The sequence below is a fragment of the Thalassospira sp. TSL5-1 genome (assembly GCF_001907695.1).
In the GTDB taxonomy this organism is placed as follows: domain Bacteria; phylum Pseudomonadota; class Alphaproteobacteria; order Rhodospirillales; family Thalassospiraceae; genus Thalassospira.
The window spans coordinates 1,628,822-1,650,126 of the sequence record NZ_KV880637.1 but is presented as its reverse complement, the minus strand read 5'-3'; the positions used below and the strand labels follow the sequence as shown (position 1 = coordinate 1,650,126).

Annotated in this window: 19 protein-coding genes; 9 read left to right on the top strand and 10 right to left on the bottom strand. The window is 52.2% G+C overall.

The genetic code is table 11. The annotated features are described in order from the left end of the window. Positions 1–6 precede the first annotated feature (6 nt). The gene (gene ugpB / locus LF95_RS07745; protein ID WP_073954396.1) at positions 7–1,308 is read right to left on the bottom strand and encodes a sn-glycerol-3-phosphate ABC transporter substrate-binding protein UgpB; all 1,302 of its coding nucleotides are present in this window, start codon (positions 1,306–1,308) and stop codon (positions 7–9) included. A 448-nt stretch (positions 1,309–1,756) separates the two neighbouring features. Further along, positions 1,757–1,945: a hypothetical protein gene (locus tag LF95_RS07740; protein ID WP_215905656.1), complete on the bottom strand. Its 189-nt coding sequence runs from the start codon at positions 1,943–1,945 to the stop codon at positions 1,757–1,759. Between the two features lie 217 nt (positions 1,946–2,162). Here LF95_RS07740 and LF95_RS07735 point away from each other — a divergent pair, with 217 nt between their 5' ends. The 7 genes from LF95_RS07735 (at position 2,163) to uvrA (ending at position 11,277) form a co-directional block, all read left to right on the top strand. Beyond that, positions 2,163–3,053: a glucosamine kinase nucleotide-binding domain-containing protein gene (locus tag LF95_RS07735; RefSeq protein WP_073954395.1), complete on the top strand. Its 891-nt coding sequence runs from the start codon at positions 2,163–2,165 to the stop codon at positions 3,051–3,053. Further along, positions 3,050–3,811, top strand: a complete 762-nt coding sequence (locus tag LF95_RS07730; protein WP_083607560.1) for a GntR family transcriptional regulator — start codon at positions 3,050–3,052, stop codon at positions 3,809–3,811. Before LF95_RS07735 ends, LF95_RS07730 begins: the two co-directional genes overlap by 4 nt. A 52-nt stretch (positions 3,812–3,863) precedes the next feature. Then, positions 3,864–4,907 carry an SIS domain-containing protein gene (locus tag LF95_RS07725; RefSeq protein ID WP_073954394.1) on the top strand — a complete coding sequence of 348 codons (1,044 nt, stop codon included), beginning with the start codon at positions 3,864–3,866 and terminating at the stop codon, positions 4,905–4,907. Next, positions 4,907–6,040 carry an N-acetylglucosamine-6-phosphate deacetylase gene (nagA, locus tag LF95_RS07720; protein ID WP_073954393.1) on the top strand — a complete coding sequence of 378 codons (1,134 nt, stop codon included), beginning with the start codon at positions 4,907–4,909 and terminating at the stop codon, positions 6,038–6,040. The genes LF95_RS07725 and nagA overlap by 1 nt, the downstream gene beginning before the upstream one ends. Before the next feature lie 42 nt (positions 6,041–6,082). Then, positions 6,083–7,156 carry a Gfo/Idh/MocA family oxidoreductase gene (locus tag LF95_RS07715; RefSeq protein WP_073954392.1) on the top strand — a complete coding sequence of 358 codons (1,074 nt, stop codon included), beginning with the start codon at positions 6,083–6,085 and terminating at the stop codon, positions 7,154–7,156. Between the two features lie 20 nt (positions 7,157–7,176). After that, positions 7,177–8,256, top strand: coding sequence for a class II fructose-bisphosphate aldolase (gene fbaA, locus LF95_RS07710; protein ID WP_073954391.1), 1,080 nt, complete (start codon positions 7,177–7,179; stop codon positions 8,254–8,256). A gap of 192 nt (positions 8,257–8,448) precedes the next feature. Further along, positions 8,449–11,277, top strand: coding sequence for an excinuclease ABC subunit UvrA (gene uvrA, locus LF95_RS07705; protein ID WP_073954390.1), 2,829 nt, complete (start codon positions 8,449–8,451; stop codon positions 11,275–11,277). Positions 11,278–11,302: 25 nt separating this feature from the next. Here the strand turns inward: uvrA and LF95_RS07700 are convergent, their stop codons facing one another. Beyond that, positions 11,303–11,971 (bottom strand): hypothetical protein, encoded by a 669-nt coding sequence (locus LF95_RS07700; protein WP_073954389.1) that lies wholly within the window; start codon positions 11,969–11,971, stop codon positions 11,303–11,305. Positions 11,972–12,190: 219 nt separating this feature from the next. Here LF95_RS07700 and trmFO point away from each other — a divergent pair, with 219 nt between their 5' ends. After that, positions 12,191–13,534 carry a methylenetetrahydrofolate--tRNA-(uracil(54)-C(5))-methyltransferase (FADH(2)-oxidizing) TrmFO gene (trmFO, locus tag LF95_RS07695; RefSeq protein WP_073954388.1) on the top strand — a complete coding sequence of 448 codons (1,344 nt, stop codon included), beginning with the start codon at positions 12,191–12,193 and terminating at the stop codon, positions 13,532–13,534. Positions 13,535–13,608: 74 nt separating this feature from the next. On the opposite strand, the gene LF95_RS07690 is transcribed toward trmFO, so the two are convergent. The 7 genes from LF95_RS07690 to yajC all read right to left on the bottom strand — a co-directional run bounded on the left by LF95_RS07690 (position 13,609) and on the right by yajC (position 20,105). Next, positions 13,609–14,172, bottom strand: a complete 564-nt coding sequence (locus LF95_RS07690; protein WP_083607559.1) for a hypothetical protein — start codon at positions 14,170–14,172, stop codon at positions 13,609–13,611. Between the two features lie 107 nt (positions 14,173–14,279). Continuing rightward, positions 14,280–15,125: a phytoene/squalene synthase family protein gene (locus LF95_RS07685; protein WP_073954923.1), complete on the bottom strand. Its 846-nt coding sequence runs from the start codon at positions 15,123–15,125 to the stop codon at positions 14,280–14,282. Between the two features lie 36 nt (positions 15,126–15,161). Then, positions 15,162–16,370: a mechanosensitive ion channel family protein gene (locus LF95_RS07680; protein ID WP_073954387.1), complete on the bottom strand. Its 1,209-nt coding sequence runs from the start codon at positions 16,368–16,370 to the stop codon at positions 15,162–15,164. Between the two features lie 150 nt (positions 16,371–16,520). Continuing rightward, a complete protein-coding gene (locus tag LF95_RS07675; RefSeq protein WP_252509693.1) occupies positions 16,521–16,901 on the bottom strand; it encodes an Mth938-like domain-containing protein in 381 nt (126 codons plus the stop codon). A gap of 137 nt (positions 16,902–17,038) precedes the next feature. Continuing rightward, a complete protein-coding gene (secF, locus tag LF95_RS07670) occupies positions 17,039–17,977 on the bottom strand; it encodes a protein translocase subunit SecF (RefSeq protein WP_073954386.1) in 939 nt (312 codons plus the stop codon). Positions 17,978–17,996: 19 nt separating this feature from the next. Next, positions 17,997–19,568 (bottom strand): protein translocase subunit SecD, encoded by a 1,572-nt coding sequence (secD, locus tag LF95_RS07665; RefSeq protein WP_073954385.1) that lies wholly within the window; start codon positions 19,566–19,568, stop codon positions 17,997–17,999. A 147-nt stretch (positions 19,569–19,715) separates the two neighbouring features. Next, complete coding sequence (gene yajC, locus LF95_RS07660) at positions 19,716–20,105, bottom strand: preprotein translocase subunit YajC (RefSeq protein ID WP_073954384.1); 390 nt, start codon at positions 20,103–20,105, stop codon at positions 19,716–19,718. 305 nt (positions 20,106–20,410) lie between these two features. Here yajC and LF95_RS07655 point away from each other — a divergent pair, with 305 nt between their 5' ends. Next, positions 20,411–21,274 carry an ATP-binding protein gene (locus LF95_RS07655; RefSeq protein WP_073954383.1) on the top strand — a complete coding sequence of 288 codons (864 nt, stop codon included), beginning with the start codon at positions 20,411–20,413 and terminating at the stop codon, positions 21,272–21,274. Positions 21,275–21,305: the final 31 nt, after the last annotated feature.

Genomic DNA, 21,305 nt, shown 5'->3' with positions numbered 1-21,305 from the left:
ATAATGTTAGTTGCTGTAGGTGTCGTGGAAACGCTTCAGCAGCTTGTTGCCTTCGGTTTCGATCACATCAAAGGCCTGATCAACGGTTTCGTCACCATTCATCATTTTATCAACTTCGGCATAGATGACTTCGCGAATCTGGACATAATAGCCAAGACGATAGCCCTTGGTCCACTCCCCGCCTTCTTCGGAAAGCTGCTTGATGCCAACTTCGGCATCCGGGCTTTGTTTGTAATAGCCGTCTTTTTTGGCCAGTTCATAGGCTGCGTTCGTGATCGGAACGTAACCGGTTTCCTTGTGCCAGTAATACTGGGTCTGCGGTTTGGTCAGAAATTCAAAGAACTTGGCCACACCCTTGTTTTCTTCTTCCGAATGACCGGTAAAGGCAAACAGGGCTGCACCACCGATAAAGGTGCTTTTCGGTGCATCGCCAACACCTTTCCAGTAAGGAAGGGTCGATGTGCCAAAATCAAAGGTCGCACTTTTGCGCAAGCCCCCGAACGAGCCCGAAGACCCTAGCCACATGGCAGCTTTCTGCTGCAGGAAGGCATCCTGGTTTGCACCCCAGGCACGGCCATAATAACCGAAATAGTCCTTGTCCTTCCATTCCTTCACTTTTTTCCAATGATTTTTAAGGTTTTCATTGTTGTAAAGGAGTTTGACGTCGGTGCTGTCATAGCCATTATTGGCGGTTGCCAATTGCAGGTTATGGCGCGACATGAAGTTTTCAAAGAAGATCCACGGGCTATGGGATTCAGCAAGGCCCTGATAACCGGCTTCTTTCAGCTTCGGAGCCATTTCTTCAAATTCCTGCCAGGTTTTCGGCGGGTTTTGAATACCGGCTTTTGCCAGGGCATCCTTGTTGAAATACAAAAGCGGGGTCGAGCTGTTGAACGGCAGACCGATCATTTTGCCTTTGGAATCGGCATAGAAATAACGCACACCCGGGATGTAGTCGTTAATATCGAATTTGGAGCCGTATTTTTCCAAAAGATCCTGAACCGGATAAACAGCCCCCTTCGCATTGATGATGGTGGCGGCACCGGCATCAAAGATCTGGATGATGTTGGGCTGATTTTTCGCACGGAACGCTGCGATACCGGCCGTCATCGTGTCTTCGTAACCGCCCTTGTTGACCGGCACGATTTTGTATTCTGACTGGCTTTTGTTGAAATCGTCAGCAATATGATTAACGACGTCACCAAGGGCGCCATCCATTGCGTGCCACCAGGTAATTTCCGTCGTTGCGTTGGCCGAACTTGCCATAGCAAACAGCGCCGCAGCCGCCATCAGCGTTTTGCGAAACATGGTTCTGTGAACTCCCAAATAAAATAAATAGCCTGCTTTGACCCGCTGTCTACCAGGCCAAACAACACGGCTATTTTTTCCAATGCAGAGCCCATTCACTCAAGTGACAGTTTTCGGAAACTTATGTTTTAAACAAATTTCATTTTCATTTGGCGCATAAATAAACAATTAAATTTTCACTTGATCGGCAAGTGAAACGAAACTGAGGATGTTTCAGCTCAGTCAATAGCTAAATCACCAGCATTCAATGATGTCATATTATCGAAACACAACATCATTTTGGCTCCAAACATGCCAGTCACTCAGAAATTAATTACTTAAGGTTGATTTACGGAGAATTATTTCTATCATTTTTACCTTAACACTGAATCAACAAAAGAAAAAGCGACCTAATCGGGCCGCTTGTTTCAACAATGTTCATTTCAAAACTGGTTTAAACGGCGCGAAGCTACCCCTCGCTTTTTTCCGTGCGATCCCGCTGGGCAAAAACAGAAAGCAGGGCCAGCACCCCGGAAACCACCATCAACAGCAATGAAAGCGCGTTAAGAACGGGTGTTGACCCCTGCTTTAAACGGTCAAACATGGCGATGGTCAAAGGCGCATCCGAGCCCACCAGCATCAAGGTGCTTAACGCCATTTTCCTACTCTCCCTTACCCAATCAAAATCCAGCACATATAACCAGATAAATGTTTAAATTTCATACAGATATGCGAAATATTTTATCATCTATCGGCAAAGAATGACAAGACCGCGGAACGCGCAAACTCGGAACTTGCACTCAACTGGACCTATATTGGTATTGCAAATATTGATACCACTCTGCTATGGTGCAGGCAGTTAGGGGTGACAAACAATGAATAAACCGGATTCTGATGGTCTTTTTCTTGGCGTCGATGGCGGCGGTACGCGCTGCCGGGTACGCCTGCGCGACGGGTTGGGAAATATTTTGGGCGAAGCCGTTCGGGGCGGCGCAAACACCCGTCTGGGACTTGATAAAATCTTTTCGGAAATCACCGCCGCAGCACACGACACCCTTGACCAGGCTGCTATCCCCCGCGAGCGCATCAGGGATATTCATGCCGGTATGGGGTTGGCGGGATTATCGCTGGAGCGCGAACGCAAACATATTGCCGCTTACCCCCATCCCTTTGCCAGTGCTGTTTTTGAAACCGACGCCTATACAGCCTGCCTGGGCGCCCATAACGACGAGGATGGTGCCATCCTGATTGTGGGAACCGGCACCTGCGGGCAGGCAATTGTCGATGGCAGACAGCTTGCTATTGCGGGTTGGGGATTTGAGATTTCAGACATTGGCGGCAGTGCCCGCATTGGCAAACAGGCCCTGGAAAAAGCCCTGCTGGCCCATGAAAAAATTGGTATGGCAACCAGCCTGACACACCAGCTTATGGCGCATTTCCACCACAGCCCCGAGGAAATGGTTTCCTTTGCCGAAACCGCCTGCCCGTCAGATTTTGGCCAGTTCGCCTTAACGGTTTTTGACGCCCTGGATGAGGGGGATGCGATTGCCCGCGACATTGTCGGACAGGCCAGATTGGCAAATGAGAAAATTTTACGTCACCTTATGGCCTTTGGGGCCCCAAAGCTGAGCCTGATGGGGGGTATCGCCCGGCGCATGGCCGATTTGATGTCAGATGACATTCAGGCCAAACTTGTCCCTGCGGTCGGAGATGCGCTGGAGGGGGCCATCCTGATGGCCAAACACCTGCAGGAGGAACGCCAGTGATTGCAACAGATGACGTTTTAAACAGCCTGCGCACCCGGGATTTTGAAAATACAGGGCATGGTCCGCTCTATCGCCGTTTGCAAACCGCCATCAAGGCCATCATCGATGATGGCATTTTAAAGGTCGAAGATGCCCTGCCCAGCGAACGCGAATTGGCAACCGAACTGAAAATTTCGCGCGTGACGGTGCGCAATGCCGTGCGGGCCCTGGTGGAAGATGGCGTTTTGATCCAGCGTCACGGTGCTGGCACCTTTGTTGCCCCACGCGTCGAGCAGGCCCTGTCCCGACTGACATCCTTTACCGAGGATATGACAACCCGGGGCCTTAACCCCGGAGCGATCTGGCTGGAAAAATCGGTTGGCTATGCCTCGCCAGAAGAAGCAATGGCCTTAAACCTGTCACCCGGCACGGAAGTTGCCCGGTTTCGCCGCTTGCGAACCGCGAATGACAAACCGATGGCGCTGGAATTTGCCGTTATCCCCAAACAATTTATCCCGGACCCCGAGGCGGTGGACAGATCGCTTTATGATGCGCTGGCAAAAAATGGCAAAAAGCCTGATCGCGCCCTGCAGCGATTGCGCGCGGAACTGTTTACCAGCGAAACCGCCCGCGCACTGGGGGTGCCAGAAGGAAGTGCCGCGCTTTATATCGAACGGCGGTCGTTTCTGGCCAACGGGACCCCTGTTGAATTCACCCGATCTTATTATCGCGGCGACAGTTACGATTTTATCGCCGAAATGCAGGTCGATACACGATAGTCCATGCGCCTTTTTGCATATAAACCTTACATGACATGCAAGGAACTCCGACATGACCACACGCTGGAAACCGCAAACCCAGATGGGGCGCGAAACCGCCGAGGCACCGTCCGTTATCAAGGCGCAGCTTGCTGCCAATCTTGGCCCGATCAACGATCTGGTGCATGAATTGCGCGCCCAACCACCTGCCTTTGTCATGACATGTGGCCGCGGCAGTTCGGACCATGCAACGCTTTATGCCAAATATCTGATCGAAAGCCAGCTTGGCATTCCTGTGGTGTCGGCGGCACCGTCGATCACGTCCATCTATGGCAAGACGCTGGCTGTTAAGGGGGCATTGTTTATTGCCGTTTCGCAGTCCGGCAAAAGTCCCGATCTGGTGCAAAGTGCAATGGCTGCAAAAAAGGCCGGAGCCCGCACCGTGGCGCTGGTCAATGTTGTCGATTCACCACTGGCGCAAACGGTTGATCATGTCATTCCCCTTATGGCCGGGTCCGAAACCAGTGTTGCCGCAACCAAATCCTATATCGCAACATTATCGGCCATCGCCCAGATCGTCGCGCGCTGGGGCGATGACCCGGCATTGAATGCGGGCCTTGCCACCCTGCCCGACCAATTAACCCAGGCCCTTGATAAAGACTGGCTGGATGCGGCAGAGCCCCTTGCAAAGTCACAAGGGCTTTATGTAATCGGCCGTGGCCCGGCCTTTGCCATTGCCCAGGAAGCTGCCCTGAAATTCAAGGAAACCAGCAGCCTGCATGCCGAAGCCTTTAGTGCAGCCGAAGTCAAACACGGGCCAATGGCGCTGGTAACGCGGGAATTTCCGTTGCTGGTTTTTTCACAGGATGACGCCACCCGCGAAAGCGTTGAGGGTTTCCTGACGGAAATGCGCGCAAAAACCGACAACCTGTTTGCCGCCGAAACCGGCGACGCAATTGCCAAGGGGCATTTACCGGTCGTCGAAGACATTCACCCGCTGCTGGCCCCGATTGCGATGATCCAGACATTTTATACCCTGGCTGAACATGTTGCGTTGCTGCGCGGCTGCAACCCCGATGCACCGCCGCATCTTTCCAAGGTAACGGAGACGCATTGATGAAGATTCTTGCCATTAAAAATGCCCGGCTGTTCGATGGCGAGCAGTTTCACGAAAATAGCACTGTGATCGTTGAAAACAGTAAAATCAGTGCTGTGTCACCAGCCAGCATACCCGATGGGGCTGATATTTTTGACGCCCGAGGGAATGTACTGGCACCGGGATTTATTGATGTTCAGGTCAATGGTGGCGGCGGCGTTTTGTTAAACCACTCGCCTAGCGTTGACGGCATTCGCCAGATTATGGCGGGGCACCGCAAATTTGGCACCACGGCCATGCTGCCGACCCTGATTACCGACACACGCGAAAAAATGCTGGCCGCCATTGACGCGGTTAAAAACGCCATTAATGAAGGCGTACCTGGCATCGTTGGCATCCATCTTGAAGGCCCATACCTGAACACGGAACGCAAAGGCGTGCATGACCCAAACATCATCCGCCCGATGGAAGATGATGCGATCGAGGTTCTGTCCAGCCTGCCAAATGGCCGCATTCTGGTAACGCTGGCACCTGAAAAGGCTGCCAAGGGCACCATAGAAAAATTAACCGCCAAAGGTGTGCTGGTGTGCGCAGGTCATACAGCTGGCACCTATGATGACATGCAAAAGGCAATCGGCGAAGGATTACGCGGTTTCACCCATTTGTTTAATGCCATGAGCCCCCTTGCCCACCGTGAACCCGGTGTTGCCGGGGCGGCAATGGCAGACGAAACCACATGGTGTGGCCTGATCGCCGATGGCTATCATGTTCATCCGGCGGCCATGCAAGTAGCCGTCCGGGCCAAGAAAACAGGCAAGATTATGCTGGTAACCGATGCCATGCCGACGGTGGGTGCAAAAACCAAAAGCTTTGTGTTAGGTGGTGAAGAAATTACAGCCTCTGGCGGGCGTTGCGCCCTTGCTGATGGTACACTGGCCGGGTCGGACCTGGACATGATGTCGGCAGTCAAAAATAGTGTTGAAATGATCGGTGTTGACCTTGGCGAAGCCTTGCGAATGGCGTCGCAGTATCCGGCAACGTTCCTGAAACTTGATGATTGCAAAGGCAAAATCCTGCCGGGTTTTGATGCCGATATGGTTTTGTTTGACCCGGAAACATTCGAGGTTAAAAACACTTGGATTTCAGGTAAATAAAGCAAAAATTTTATCTAAAACATAAGATCAGGAGGCATCCCCATGACGTCGAAACCCGTACGCATCCTTGTTGTCGGACTGGGCAATATGGGGATGTCCCATGCCAAAGCCTATCATGCCCTTGACGGATTCGAGATCGTAGGCCTATGCACCCGGTCCCCCATTTCACAAGGCACCCTGCCCGCCGGATTTGAATCCTATCCGCAATTTACCGATTACGAAACCGCCTTGGCCGAAACCCGACCCGATGCGGTTTCGATCAATACCTATACCGAAACACATGCCGATTTCGCCATTACCGCCTTTGAAGCAGGTGCGCATGTGTTTATCGAAAAAACACTCGCGGCAACGGTTGAGGATGCCGAGAGGGTTATCGAAAGTGCAGTCAAACACGGCCGTAAACTGGTGATCGGCTATATCCTGCGCCATCATCCGTCGTGGGAGAAATTCGTTGAACTGGCCCAAACACTGGGCAAACCGCTGGTGATGCGGATGAATTTGAACCAGCAAAGCAGTGGTGAATTTTGGGAAACCCATAAACGCCTGTTAAACAGCGTGTCGCCGATTGTCGATTGTGGGGTGCATTACCTGGATATGATGTGCCTGATGACGGGGGCCAAACCGGTTTCGGTTCATGCAATGGGTGTGCGCCTGTCGCCCGATGTGGCCGAGGACATGTATAATTACGGACAATTGCAGGTCCGGTTTGATGACGGGTCGATTGGCTGGTACGAAGCGGGCTGGGGCCCGATGATCAGCGAAACGGCATTTTTCGTTAAGGATGTGATCGGGCCCAAGGGGTCGGTATCAATCACAGATGTAGAAGAAAAAGGCGCTGGATCGGCCAATGTCGACACACATACCAAGACGAATGCCTTAAAATTGCACCATGCTGCCACAGATCAGGACGGAAAATTTTCACATTCGGACGAAATCATCAAAACCGATGACGAGCCCGATCATGATGGTTTGTGTCTGCGTGAGCAGCAGTTTTTCCTAAAGTCTATTACGGAAAATCTTGACCTTACGCAGCATATGGCGGATGGATTGGGCTCCTTACGGATCGCCCTAGCGGCGGACCAGTCGGTCCGCACGGGGAATGTTATAATGCTCTGACCCCCAGGAGGAGTACCCACATGCCTTCCGTTAAACCCGGTGTTGTAACCGGTGCGGCCTATCGTGATCTCGTTGCTGCCTGCAAGCAGGACGGATACGCTCTACCCGCAGTTAATATTACGTCCTCGAGCACGCTGAACGCAGCCCTTGAAGCTGCTGCCAATGCCGGTTCTGACATTATCATTCAGCTTTCAAATGGTGGTGCGCAGTTCTTTGCCGGCAAGGGCATCAAGGATGCCAATGCGGCCCGTGTTATTGGCGCTGTTTCCGCCGCCCGCCATGCCCAGCTTCTGGCTGAATATTATGGTGTCGCCGTTGTTCTTCATACCGATCACGCCAACCGGAAATTCGTTCCGTGGGTCGATGGTATGCTGAGCTGGGGCGAAAAGGCGTATAAGGAAACCGGCAAGCCTTTGTTTAGCTCGCATATGCTGGATCTTTCCGAAGAACCGCTTGAAGAAAATCTGGCAACCTGCGAGGAATTCCTGAAACGTCTTTCCGCTGTCGATATGAGCCTGGAAATCGAACTGGGTGTAACCGGCGGTGAAGAGGACGGGATTGGCAAGGAACTCGATACCAGTCAGGACGATATCGATCCACGCCTTTATACCCGCCCGGAAGAAGTTGAAGAAGCCTATCGTCGCCTCAAACCGCTGGGCCATTTTTCGGTCGCGGCAGCATTTGGCAACGTTCACGGCGTTTACAAACCCGGCAATGTGAAACTGCGCCCGGAAATCCTGCTGGAATCGCAAAAATACGTTGCCGAAAAACATGGTTTGGATGGCTTCCCGCTTGATTTCGTTTTCCACGGTGGTTCCGGTTCGGAAAAAGAAAAGATCGAGGAAGCCGTTGGTTACGGCGTTTTCAAAATGAATATCGATACCGACACCCAGTTTGCCTATGCGACAGCCGTTGGCAAATATGTCGAAGAAAACGAACGGGCCTTTAAATACCAGGTCGATCCGGACGACGACAAACCCTACAAAAAACAGTACGATCCGCGCGTTTGGGTTCGTGAAGCCGAACTTTCAATGGCAGCCCGCCTTGAAGAAGCCTTCAAGGATTTGGGCGCTACGGGCAAGTCGATTGCCAAAGGTTAAGCCTAAATAGCTGCTACCAAAACCCGTCAGAGAGATCTGGCGGGTTTTGTTTTTGCGGCGCAAAATTCGCGTGTGCTGATCGCATATCAGTCATGCTGACAGATCCTGACAGGAACTGTCGGGGGCGCACTTGCGTATAACCACTGGCTCCTCTATACATTCCCCGAACAATTCAGGAACAAAAGGCCGGATATGCTGACAAAAATTTCAGTTCGCGGTGCGAAAGAACACAATCTGCAGAACATTGATGTCGAACTGCCACGGGATTCGCTGGTGGTCATAACCGGCCTGTCGGGATCGGGCAAAAGCTCGCTGGCTTTTGACACCATCTATGCCGAAGGTCAGCGGCGTTATGTCGAAAGCCTGTCGGCTTATGCGCGACAGTTCCTTGAAATGATGCAAAAACCGGATGTCGAATATATCGACGGTCTGTCGCCTGCCATTTCGATTGAACAGAAAACCACATCGCGTAATCCGCGTTCGACCGTGGGGACTGTGACCGAAATTTACGACTATATGCGACTGTTGTGGGCGCGTGTCGGCATCCCCTATTCCCCGGCAACCGGCCTTCCCATTGTCAGCCAGACGGTTTCGCAAATGGTGGACCGCGTCATGGAAATGGAAGAAGGCACCCGGCTTTATTTGCTGGCCCCCATCGTGCGCGGCCGCAAGGGTGAATATAAAAAAGAACTTAAAGACCTTCGTGTACGTGGTTTTCAGCGCGTGAAAATCGATGGCGAGATGTATGACATCGACGAAGCACCAGAGCTGAACAAAAAGCTGAAACACGATATTTCCGTCGTGGTCGACCGTTTGGTGGTCAAGGATGGCATTCAGACACGCCTTGCCGACAGCTTTGAAACTGCCCTGGAGCTGACCGACGGCATCGTCTTTGCCGAAGATGCCCGCAGCGGTGAAAGCACCCTGTTTTCGGCCAAGTTCGCCTGCCCGGTTTCGGGTTTCACCATCGAGGAAATTGAACCGCGCCTGTTTTCGTTCAACAACCCGTTTGGTGCCTGCCCGGTTTGTGATGGCCTTGGCACACAAATGGAATTTGACCCGGAACTGGTGGTGCCTGACTCGACAAAAACGCTTGATGACGGTGCAATTGCGCCCTGGGCCAGCAGTACATCGAAATATTACCTGCAAACATTGCGCGCCATTGCCAAGCATTTTGGGTTTAAAACCAATGTGGCGTGGGAAAAGCTTCCGGAAAAGGCCAAGCACATCATTCTGCATGGGTCAGGCAACGAAGAAGTCACCGTCACCTATGATGACGGTTCGCGCAGCTATAAGGTAACACGCCCCTTTGAAGGGGTTATTCCCAACATGTCACGGCGCTGGCGTGAAACCGACAGCCAGTGGGCCCGCGATGAACTGGCAAAATACCAAACCATTTCCGACTGTGACGCCTGCCACGGTCAGCGCCTAAAGCCCGAAGCCCTGGCGGTCAAGGTTGATCAATGCACCATTTCCGAAATCACCGCCCTGTCTATTGGCAAGGCCGTGGAATGGTTTGCCGCCCTTGAACCCAAGCTGGATGAAAAACAGACCGAAATTGCCCGCCGTATTTTGCGCGAAATTAACGACCGCCTGAAATTCCTGAGTGACGTGGGGCTGAATTATCTGTCCATGTCGCGCACATCGGGCACGCTTTCGGGCGGGGAAAGCCAGCGTATTCGCCTGGCATCACAAATCGGCTCGGGCCTGACGGGTGTTTTATATGTGCTCGATGAACCCTCCATCGGCCTGCATCAGCGCGACAATGACCGCCTGCTGGAAACCCTGAAACGCCTGCGTGACCTTGGCAACACGGTGCTGGTTGTTGAACATGACGAAGACGCCATTCGCGCGGCCGATTATGTTGTCGATATGGGCCCGGGTGCCGGTATTCACGGCGGCCGTATTGTGGCCCAGGGCACGCCAGAGGAAATTCAGCAAAACCCGGCAAGCCTGACAGGTAAATATCTGACCGGGATTGAACAAATTGCCGTGCCCGACAAACGGCGTGATGGCAATGGCAAGGCCATTACCATTAAAGGTGCCCGGGCCAATAACCTGCAAAATATCGATGTTGATTTTCCGCTGGGTAAATTCGTGTGCGTGACCGGTGTCTCTGGTGGTGGTAAATCCAGCCTGGTGATTGAAACGCTGTATAAATCGCTGGCAAAACGGATGCACAATGCCCGCACCCAGCCCGGTGCGCATGACAGCATTTCAGGTGTTGAGCATATCGACAAGATTATCGATATCGACCAAAGCCCGATTGGCCGCACCCCGCGTTCCAACCCTGTCACCTATACCGGGGCCTTTACCCCCATTCGGGAATGGTTCGCCCAATTGCCCGAGGCAAAAACCCGTGGCTACAAGCCAGGACGGTTTTCCTTTAACGTCAAGGGTGGCCGGTGCGAGGCCTGCCAGGGCGATGGCGTGATCAAAATTGAAATGCACTTTTTGCCCGACGTTTATGTGACGTGTGATCAGTGCAAAGGCAAACGCTATAACCGTGAAACGCTGGAAATATCTTTTAAAGGCAAATCAATATCCGACGTTCTTGATATGACAGTCGAGGAAGGTGCAGACTTTTTCAAAGCCGTTCCCAGCATTCGTGACAAGATGGAAACCCTGAAACAGGTGGGGTTAAGTTACGTTCATTTGGGCCAGCAGGCCACCACCCTTTCCGGGGGTGAGGCACAGCGCGTCAAACTTGCCAAGGAGCTTTCAAAACGCGCGACTGGCAGAACAATTTACATTTTGGATGAGCCGACAACGGGCCTGCATTTTCATGATATTCGCAAATTACTGGAAGTGCTGCATACCCTGGCCGATCAGGGCAATACGGTTGTTGTGATTGAACATAACCTTGATGTGATCAAAACAGCGGACTGGATTATTGATATTGGCCCCGAAGGCGGGGATGGCGGTGGTGAACTGGTTGGTGCCGGCACGCCCGAAGACATCATGAAAAATGACCGCAGCTATACTGGTAAATATCTGAAACGGCATTTGCGTCTATCGTAATATTCAATTTGACCGTTGGACTGCATCAGGTTGTTTTGGCACTATCGGAACCGATCGCCAGAGCACGGATGCGGCCTTCGACCGTTTGCAGAATGACCTTGACCAGCCGTTCGCTAAAGCCCGCCAGAAAGGCAATCAGCAACATGATGGCCACCTGCTGTCCGCTATCGGCATCAAGTTTGAGCGATCCAAGGTCATTAAGGTCACGAATAGCCTGAAGCTGGTCCAGGTTGTCGGGAATTATATTCGCCCTTACGATCAACAAGGCCAGCACGGCATAAACAAACCCTAAAAACGGACGAAACAGAAAGCGAAAGAAAACATCAAGTGGTGTTAAATTTTGCCATTCCTGCGGGTCACTGATGTGCAACATGACGCTGACCATCGCGCCTAATGCGCCAAATATCCCCACGAAGAAAACCAAATCATAACTGAAACCGAACAAGCGCCCGCCCCACGAACTGACGATCACGTCGATCGCGAAAAATATCGCCAGGATGGCAAGCAACACCACCGGTGACAATACCAGCGCAAGGCTGGCTGCCGATAACCGGGCAACATCACCCCCAGACACCAGAACCGATAAAAAATTGTTCGGAACGGATGAAGCACTTTTCCTGACATTGTCAGAACCGATATTCGTATCTGTTGGGTGGGCGACCACAGATTTTTGGGCACTTGCTGGATCAATCATGGTTTGTATCTATCCCTGATGAACAATGCTGATGTGTTGTCAGACTGTCCTGATCGACGCGGAAGGATGACAAATGTGATACGGAACACGTTTAGGACATTCATCCATTCCTCAAACCCGGTAATTTTCTGCAATTGACTTGATATTTGTGCCCTTGGACCGCTATGTGTGGGGCCAAACTTGGCTTGATGCCAAAACCTGTTCTGACGGAGGTTCAGCTTGGAAACGGTTACACCTGTTCATATCATTGGCGCTGGCTTGGCCGGTAGCGAAGCGGCCTGGCAACTGGCCGAAGCCGGCATCCCCGTGATCATTCACGAAATGCGCCCGGAACGCCCGACCGATGCTCACCAGACGGACAAATGCGCCGAGCTGGTATGTTCCAACTCGTTCCGCTCGGACGACAAAGAATATAATGCCGTGGGCCTGATCCACGATGAAATGCGCCGGGCAAATTCGCTTATTCTGCGCTGTGCGGATAAACACAAGGTCCCAGCCGGCGCTGCATTGGCGGTGGACCGTGAGGGCTTTTCACAGGCCGTTACAGATGCCTTGATAAACCACCCCCTGATATCAATGGAACGTGGCGAGATTGACGGCCTGCCGCCTGTTGAATGGGGCAATACCATCATTGCCACCGGCCCGTTGACTTCGGGCTCTCTGGCTGCTGCCATTTTGGAACAAACCGGCGAACAGTCGCTGGCGTTTTTCGATGCCATTGCCCCGATCCTGTATAAGGAAAGCATCGATTTTGATAAGGCCTGGTTCCAGTCGCGCTATGACAAGGGCGATGGCAAGGATTATATCAACTGCCCGATGAACAAAGAGCAGTACAACAATTTCATTGATGCGCTGCTGGCCGGTGAAAAAACCGAATTCAAGGACTGGGAAAAAGACACGCCCTATTTTGACGGCTGCCTGCCCATTGAAGTGATGGCCGAACGCGGGCGCGAAACCCTGCGCCACGGCCCGATGAAACCGGTTGGCCTGACCAACCCGCATGATCCAACCGTTAAATCCTATGCGATTGTGCAGCTTCGCCAGGACAATGCCCTGGGTACGCTCTACAATATGGTCGGTTTCCAGACGAAACTGAAATACGGCGCCCAGGTCGAGGTGTTCAAAACCATTCCCGGTTTGGAAAATGCCGAATTTGCCCGCCTCGGCGGCATTCACCGTAACACCTTCCTGAATTCCCCGCGCCTGCTTGACCCGACCCTGCGGCTTAAATCGCGCCGGGACATCCGGTTTGCCGGGCAAATTACCGGCTGTGAAGGCTATGTGGAAAGTGCGGCCGTTGGCCTGATGACGGGCCGCTTTACCGCGGCTGAAAAGCTGGGCCGCGAATTGCCCCTGCCCCCGGCGGTAACGGCAATGGGCGCACTTTTGGGACATATTACCGGTGGCGCGGATGCCGATAGCTTCCAGCCAATGAATGTGAATTTTGGGCTGTTCCCGGAACTGGAACTAACAAAACGGGTGAAAGGCCGGGATCGCAAAAAGCTTTATACTGACCGCGCCATTCCCGCCTTTGATGAATGGCTTGCTGAAATCGGCAATTAAGGCAACAGCCTTAACAACGCAATAAAACGCCTGCGCAAACTGCGCGGGCGTTTTTACGTGACTTAGCGCGACAACTAATAGTTAACGCGAGTCAACTTACCGGTAATTTCGCGAATGCTTTTGCCATTGCGAAACCGTTTAAAAATCAGGTCCAGGTTGCCATTGGCATCCAGCGTGCGTTCATAGACCTGCATTTCATAGCCGCCATCATCCAGAATATACATTGCATGCACCGTCAGGGTTTTGCCCACGATGCGCGCCCAGACAAAGGGCTGGCCTTTTAACGGGTCATTGGGTACACGCTTGCCAAACAGGCCGGTCCGCATGGCGCTGCCATAAATTTCGGGGCGGTCGGTATTGAAAAACTCAATGCTAAGGGCCGACTTTTTTTCCCGACCGTCAGACTTGTAAATCACGGTTGACCAATCGACTGTAAAGGCCTCATCTTTTTTCCGGATCGTCACATCCAGGTCACGCGCCTTCAATTCGTCAGTCTCTTCGGAAATGGCCGTTCCGTGATAGGTTCCGACAAAAGGATCAATCGAGGTAGCTGCTGCCCGGTTGTTATGCGACCAGACCACCATCAACAAACCCACCGGGATGATGACCAAAATCGCGATATTTCTGAATATTTTCATTTCGGGACCCCGCAGCCTCTGATCGCCGGACACCCAACAAAGACAGGTTATGAACCGGTTGATCTAGAAAGATTTATAACCTTTTTGTCGGTTGTAAAGATACAGCCTTACCAATATCCCGAAAGTGCCCGGAGCGTCAGCCTGAAACTGGCCGGGCGCGCCAGACCAAATTCGGCAGAAAACGGGTCAAAATCCGCCTTTTTCAGCTTCTTTAAATAATTTTCCGCAAGGGTAACGGGCAAGGCTGCCGGTGCAGCTTTTTTCGGTAAATGGCGGCGCATTTTACGTGCCGCGTTGATTTTATCCTGCGCCTGATGGGCAAGGTCACGGGTCATGGCTTTTACCGCATCGGTCTTGCGAAATTCAAAAATATCGCCCGTCGCGACACCATGTTTATGCAAATGATCCTCGGGCACATATTGGCGTTTGGCCCGCCCATGAAACACCATCGCACGTAAAATCCCCACCAAACCATAGGCATTCCCGGCAAGGCGTGCTGCTTTTAGCGCGGCATCATCCTCTGCCCCCAGCAATGTCGCGGCAGCTTGGCTTAGCTTTCCTGATGTTTCATCAATATAGCCTTCAAGGGCGGTCATATCTTTGGGGGCCTGATCAAACAGATCAAACTCGCGGGCATCAATCATGGCTTCAAGGGTTTTGGGTGCAAGGCGCCCCTGCCCGATCAGCGCCGCCAATGGTTCAACAACCTCGTGTTTACGAATTTTGCCTTTGGCAATATCTGCCAGGGCATCCCGCCACCACTGCAGGCGGATTTGCCCCAGCATGGCCTCGCTCACCATTTCGCGGGTTTTCGATATTTCCTGATTAAAGGCATAAAGCGTAAACAAATCCTCGCGCCTGTCTGGCGGCGCAAAAAGCGCACACAGGAAACGATCCTTGTCGTTCCGCCGCACATAATCGGCACAATAGGAAAGGCTAGGTGTATCACTCATCAATTTTGAATTATCCATCGCTCAAACGCAACACGCTCATTCAACCTGTCCGGTTGCTTGAGAGTGTCGGTGCGCATTCCTGTTCTGCTCATCACGATCGGCCGCCATTCCGGACATTTTCACATCCGGCATGCTCTCCACATACAGAGACTGGGAGGGGAATGCAAATGCTGCCCCTTCTTCTTCGATGATGCGTTTAAAAGCAATGATATGCCGGTTGCGAATGTCGCGCCATTTCAGCCAGTCGGTGGTATGCGTAAAATAGTAAAGGTCGATATTAATCGAACTGCTGCCAAAATTGGCCAAATGCACCATCTGTGGCACATCTTCCTGCGCCACATCCTCGTCTTCCTGTAAAAAGCTGCGCAAACGCTCAATGATTTTTTCAATCTGGTCGGCAGTGGTGCGATATTCGACGCCAATCACCATTTTGATACGGCGATGAGTCATGCGGCTCCAGTTAATCACCGGTGAATCCACGATTTCGGCATTGGGCATCACCACCAGCGCCTTGGAAAAGGTACGAACCTTGGTTGCCCGCAAGCCAACAAATTCGACAACACCTTCAAAATGTGGCGTTTCAATCCAGTCGCCGCGCTTAAACAATTTGTCGGCAAAAATGGTTAATCCGCCAAAAACATTGGCAACCGAATCCTTTGCCGCCAGAGCAATGGCCATACCGGCCAGCCCCAACCCGCCCAAAAAGGCCGTAACATTGATGCCCCAATCTTCCAGCAGGGCAACACCGGCCAGCACAACCACCAAGGTCCGCACACAGCGAATAAAAAACTGTCGCAAATCATCGGCCAGGCCGGCCCCAAAACGACCGGCAAAGGTATTAAAGCCAAGCGCAAGCGGCTCTACAACGCGGTAAAATGCCCAGAAAATCGTGGCAATGACAAAAACCCGCAAAATGCTGAAAATAACGGCGTCGGTTTTGTCTGAGAAGTCGATTACTTCGGTTGAAAAATAGAAACCAAGCAACACAACAAACACTTCAACAGGTGTTTGTATGGCATTGAAAATCATCGCAAGTGTTTGGTGTTTTCGCTTATCGGCAAGCCGGCGAGCACCACCAACAACACCATGCGCCAGCAATTTGCGAACCAGAATAAAAAACAGCAAAACGGCAATGGCGACAATCACGCGCCCAACACCGTCGCCGCCCAACAGGTCAGCCCAGTCGGTAAATTTTGCAACAATCTGTTCGGTCAGGCTGTGCAACCCCGAAGTCAGTTCTTCCATATACTAGAAATGCAGCCTGCCCTGCCAGCAAAACAGCCTGCACCGTCCCCTGTCTGCAGTGATATCTCTATCCATACAACGCACCAGAGAGCGGGAAATGTTCCCGCAATGGCAAATAAACCATCCGCTCAGAGGATCTAAAAACAACCGTCAGACGGCGATCAATGCCGCAGCCACCCGGCGTTCCTCGGAAAGCAGCACATTAAAAGTCCGGCAGGCCGCTCCGGTATCCATTGGTTCAATAACGATACCATGTGGACGCAAGGCATTGCGCCAGGCGGTTTTCACCGGCTGCATTCTGGGGCCCATCCCCAACAGCAATATATCAACCTGCCCGGCACGGGAAATGACCTCGGCAAAGGACTCCTCGGTGACAGTGGCGATATCCTGGTGCGGCCAGGACAGGAATTCACCCGGAAACAGCAAAACGGACCCGACCGCCTTCTCATTGCCAAATCGGAACAGACCATCCCCGTAACTGGAAACAAGTTTGCGACCCGATGCGACCATCGGTGTAACGTCCATCGACATGGGAGACCTCGCTTATGATAACGGATGGGACAGCCTTATAGCGTCTGCATTAGGCACAAAAAAGGCCGGGTCGTTGTCGCACGAACCCGGCCTTTCTGTAAATATCTGGTAGGATCAAATCTTACTGCAATACAAAATTACAGCGCATTTGCCTCTTCAGTGCTGGCTTCTTCGCCTTCGGGAATCTTGCGGCGCAATTTCAGCACGACGAGCAAGGGCGATGCCACACAGATCGAGGAATATGTCCCCACCACGATACCGAAAATGAGTGCGAAGGTGAAACCGCGAATGGCTTCGCCGCCAAACAAAAACAGCGCAATCAGGGCCAACAACGTTGTAAAGGATGTCATCACGGTACGCGAAAGCGTTGTATTGATCGACAGATCCAGAAGTTCCGGCAAATCCATTTTGCGATATTTGCGCATGAATTCGCGGATACGGTCAAAAACCACAACGGTATCGTTAATCGAATAGCCGCCAACCGTCAGAATGGCGGCAAGCGTTGCCAGGTCAAACTGAATACCGGAAACCACAAACAGACCAACCGTAATGATCACGTCATGCAGCAAGGCAACGACCGACGCCACGGCGAACTGCCATTCAAAGCGTAGCCAGATATAAATCATGATCAGCGCAAGCGAGATCACAACCGAATATAAACCGGCTTCCTTTAGCTCCCCACCGACTTTCGGCCCCACAAGTTCGGAGCGGCGGATGCTGACACCGTCACCAAGAGCCTTGGTCACAGTTTCCAGTGCCGCCATCTGGGCCTTTTCATCGCCATCCTGGCGCTGAAGCTGAATCAGAACGTCGTCAGGTTCACCAAACTGCTGAATGGAAACGTCACCCAGCCCCAGACTGCCAAGATTAGTCCGCAGGGCCGTTACGTCTGCCGGGCCCTCGGTTTTGATTTCGAGCAGAATACCGCCGCGAAAATCGATACCGAAATTAAGACCCTTTGTGAAGAACAGGACCCCCGAAACAATAACCATCGAGAGCGAGAAGATATAAAACAGTTTCCGGAATTTGAGGAACGGGATGTTCACGTCATCCGGAACCATATGCAAAGGTTTCATGTGCGATTTGCTCCCTTCCTCACAATACCAGCTCGGTGGGACGACGATATTTGACCCAAGAGGCCACAATCAGTCGTGTCACCCAAATGGCGGCAAACATCGATGTGATGATCCCGATAGCCAGTGTCACGGCAAAACCCTTGATCGGGCCTGAACCGAAGCTAAACAACACCAAAGCTGCAATCAGCGTGGTAATGTTGGCATCAAGAATGGTCGACATCGCACTACGGTAGCCCGCATCAATCGAACTGATGATTGACCGGCCTATCTTGCGTTCTTCGCGGATGCGCTCAAAAATCAGAACGTTGGCATCAACCGCCATCCCCACTGTCAAAACAATACCGGCAATGCCCGGCAATGTCAGTGTCGCCTGCAAGATCGACATGACCGCCAGAATCAGGATCAGGTTTATCATCAGGGCAATATTGGCAAAAATACCAAACAGGCCATAGCTGATCGCCATGAACACAATGACGAAAACCATACCAAGGATAGAGGCGATTTCACCCGATTCAATGGAATCCTGACCAAGCCCCGGACCAATAGAGCGTTCTTCCAGAATTTTCATTGGTGCTGGCAAAGCACCGGCACGCAGCAGCAGTGACAGGTCATTTGCTTCCTGTACGCTGAACTGGCCGGTAATAATGCCGCTTCCGCCCATAATGGGTTCATTGATACGCGGTGCCGAAATCACCTTGCCATCAAGCACAATGGCAAGACGCCGGCCGGTGTTTTTACTGGTCACATCGCCAAAACGCGCCCCGCCTGCCGCATCAAAACGGAAGGACACAACCGGACGTCCGTCATTAAAGGTCGGCTGACTGTCAATCAGGTTGTCGCCAGAAACAACAACGCGACGATCCACAAGATATTCCTGCGGCGCACCTGCTGACGCATCATCAGCCCCCGGCATAATAACAGCGCCTGGCGGAATACCGGTCTCGCGCGCCTGTTGCGGCGTTTTGCTTTCGTTGATCAGATGAAAATTCATCTTTGCCGTCCGGCCCAGAATGTCCCGCAAACGAGAAGGATCATTCAGCCCGGGAACCTGCACAACGATGCGGTCTTCACCCTGACGCTGGATTGACGGTTCCGTCGTTCCCAATTCATCAACACGCCGACGCACAACTTCAAGCGACTGGCTAATGGCCCGATCGACCATTTCCCGGCGCGTTTTTTCGTTGTAGGTCAACATGATGTGATTGCCTTCACCGCCAACAACCGTCTGCGGGTCCAGCTTTGCAATCAGCGAGCGGGCCTTTTCAACATCATCATCATTAACGATGGTGACAGATGCCCCGTCAGCCGACCCACGCAAACCGCGATAGCGAATACGGGCTTCACGCAGGGCATCACGCATATTTTCCGTCAGGGCATCATAACGCTCACGAATAACGCTATCGACCCCGACTTCCAAAAGCATGTGTGACCCGCCCCGCAGGTCCAGACCCAGGCTAATCTGCTTGCCGGGCATCCAGCTTGCTTCGGTAGGAAAAGTGCCCTTGGGAAGAAAGTTTGGCGCGGCATATATCACGCCCAAAGCACACACCAGCAAAACCAGCGTTGCTTTCCATTTGGTAAAATAAAGCATGTGTCCTTTAACCAGAGATGTCTGGGGAACATTGCGACATCGGGCTCAGGGCTCAATCAGGATAATAAGGAAGAACTTGCCCGGCCGACCGCCAGTAATATGCAGAAAGGCGGAACCTGTTGGTTCCGCCCGAAACTTTGACAAAAATCAGTCTTTTTTGACTTCGTCAGTTTTTTTATCGTCTGCCTTGTCTTCGGCATCCGAACCACCCTTGGCCGGTTCAGTGCGCGACAGAACATTGGAGATCATGCCGCGTGCGACTTTGACTTTCACACCATCAGCAATCTCGACAGAGACTTCTTCGTCCGAAACAACCTTGGCGACGGTTCCGATGATCCCACCAGCCGTAACAATTTTATCACCGCGGCGAACCGCAGCCAGCATTGCTTTGTGTTCTTTCTGTTTCTTCTGCTGCGGACGAATGAGCAAAAAGTAGAAAACCACAAAAATCAGGATCAGCGGCAGAAAGCTGGTCAGCATATCCGCTCCGCCAGCAGCGCCACCAGCACCCTGAGCAAAAGCCGGTGAAATCAACATTAGGAACTCCTAACCTAAAACAGAAAAACCAATCAACTGCCGGAATATAACGGTGTAATGCGCCGTTGCAAGAAAGATCGCTTCTTTTTGCCTTAAACTCGCCAGCCCGTGCCTTATAAATCACACATCATTGCGCATTGGCGGTTGAATTTCCTGTCTTCAGGCGTCTTTGTGACCAGATTCACAGTAATCATGCAGGTTCATACGGACTATTCCACGCAAACCATGCTGTGCTAGGGTTCGGCCATAAAGCGTAGTGAAGAACCTTCCCTGCCACCAAAAACGAAAACATCCAAGAGGCCCCGATGACCGACACCCTTGCCGATTTGCTGCCAACATTAACCCGCATTGCCGATGCGCTTGAACGAATGGCGCCGCCGCCGCGCCAGCAAAACGACCTGTCCATCGCAGATGCCTTCGTCTGGCATGCCGAGACCGGATATTTGCAGCCCGTCAAGCAGGTGAACCGGGTTGATATCGGTCTTTTGCAGGGGATCGAACAACAGAAAAACATTCTTTATAATAATACCAAACGGTTTGCCCGGGGCCTGCCTGCAAATAATGCGCTGTTATGGGGCGCGCGCGGCACGGGCAAAAGCTCTATCGTCAAGGCAATGCACGCGCTGATTAACCAGGAAGCGCCGTCATCGCTGGCCCTGGTGGAAATTCACCGCGAAGATATTCCCACCCTGCCCGTTTTGTTAAAAATCCTGCAAGACAGCGGACGCAAAACCGTTCTGTTTTGCGATGACCTGTCGTTTGATTTGCAAGACGAATCATACAAATCGCTTAAAGCTGTGCTGGATGGCGGGATCGAAGGACGCCCGGAAAACGTGATTTTCTATGCCACATCCAATCGTCGCCATTTGATGGCACGGGACATGATTGAAAACGAACGTTCAACCGCGATCAATCCGTCGGAAGCGGTCGAAGAAAAAGTCTCTCTATCTGACCGTTTCGGCCTGTGGCTTGGGTTCCACAATATTTCCCAGGATGTCTATTTCGAGATCATTGCCGGTTACGCAAAAGAATACGGCCTGGATATGCCGCAAGACGCCCTGTTTGCCCGGGCCAAGGAATGGACGGTCACACGCGGCAGTCGTTCTGGGCGAGTCGCATGGCAGTTCATTCAGGAAATTGCGGGCGAACAGGGCAAACACATTTCCTGACCATTCCGCTGGCACACTAAAACAACAAACC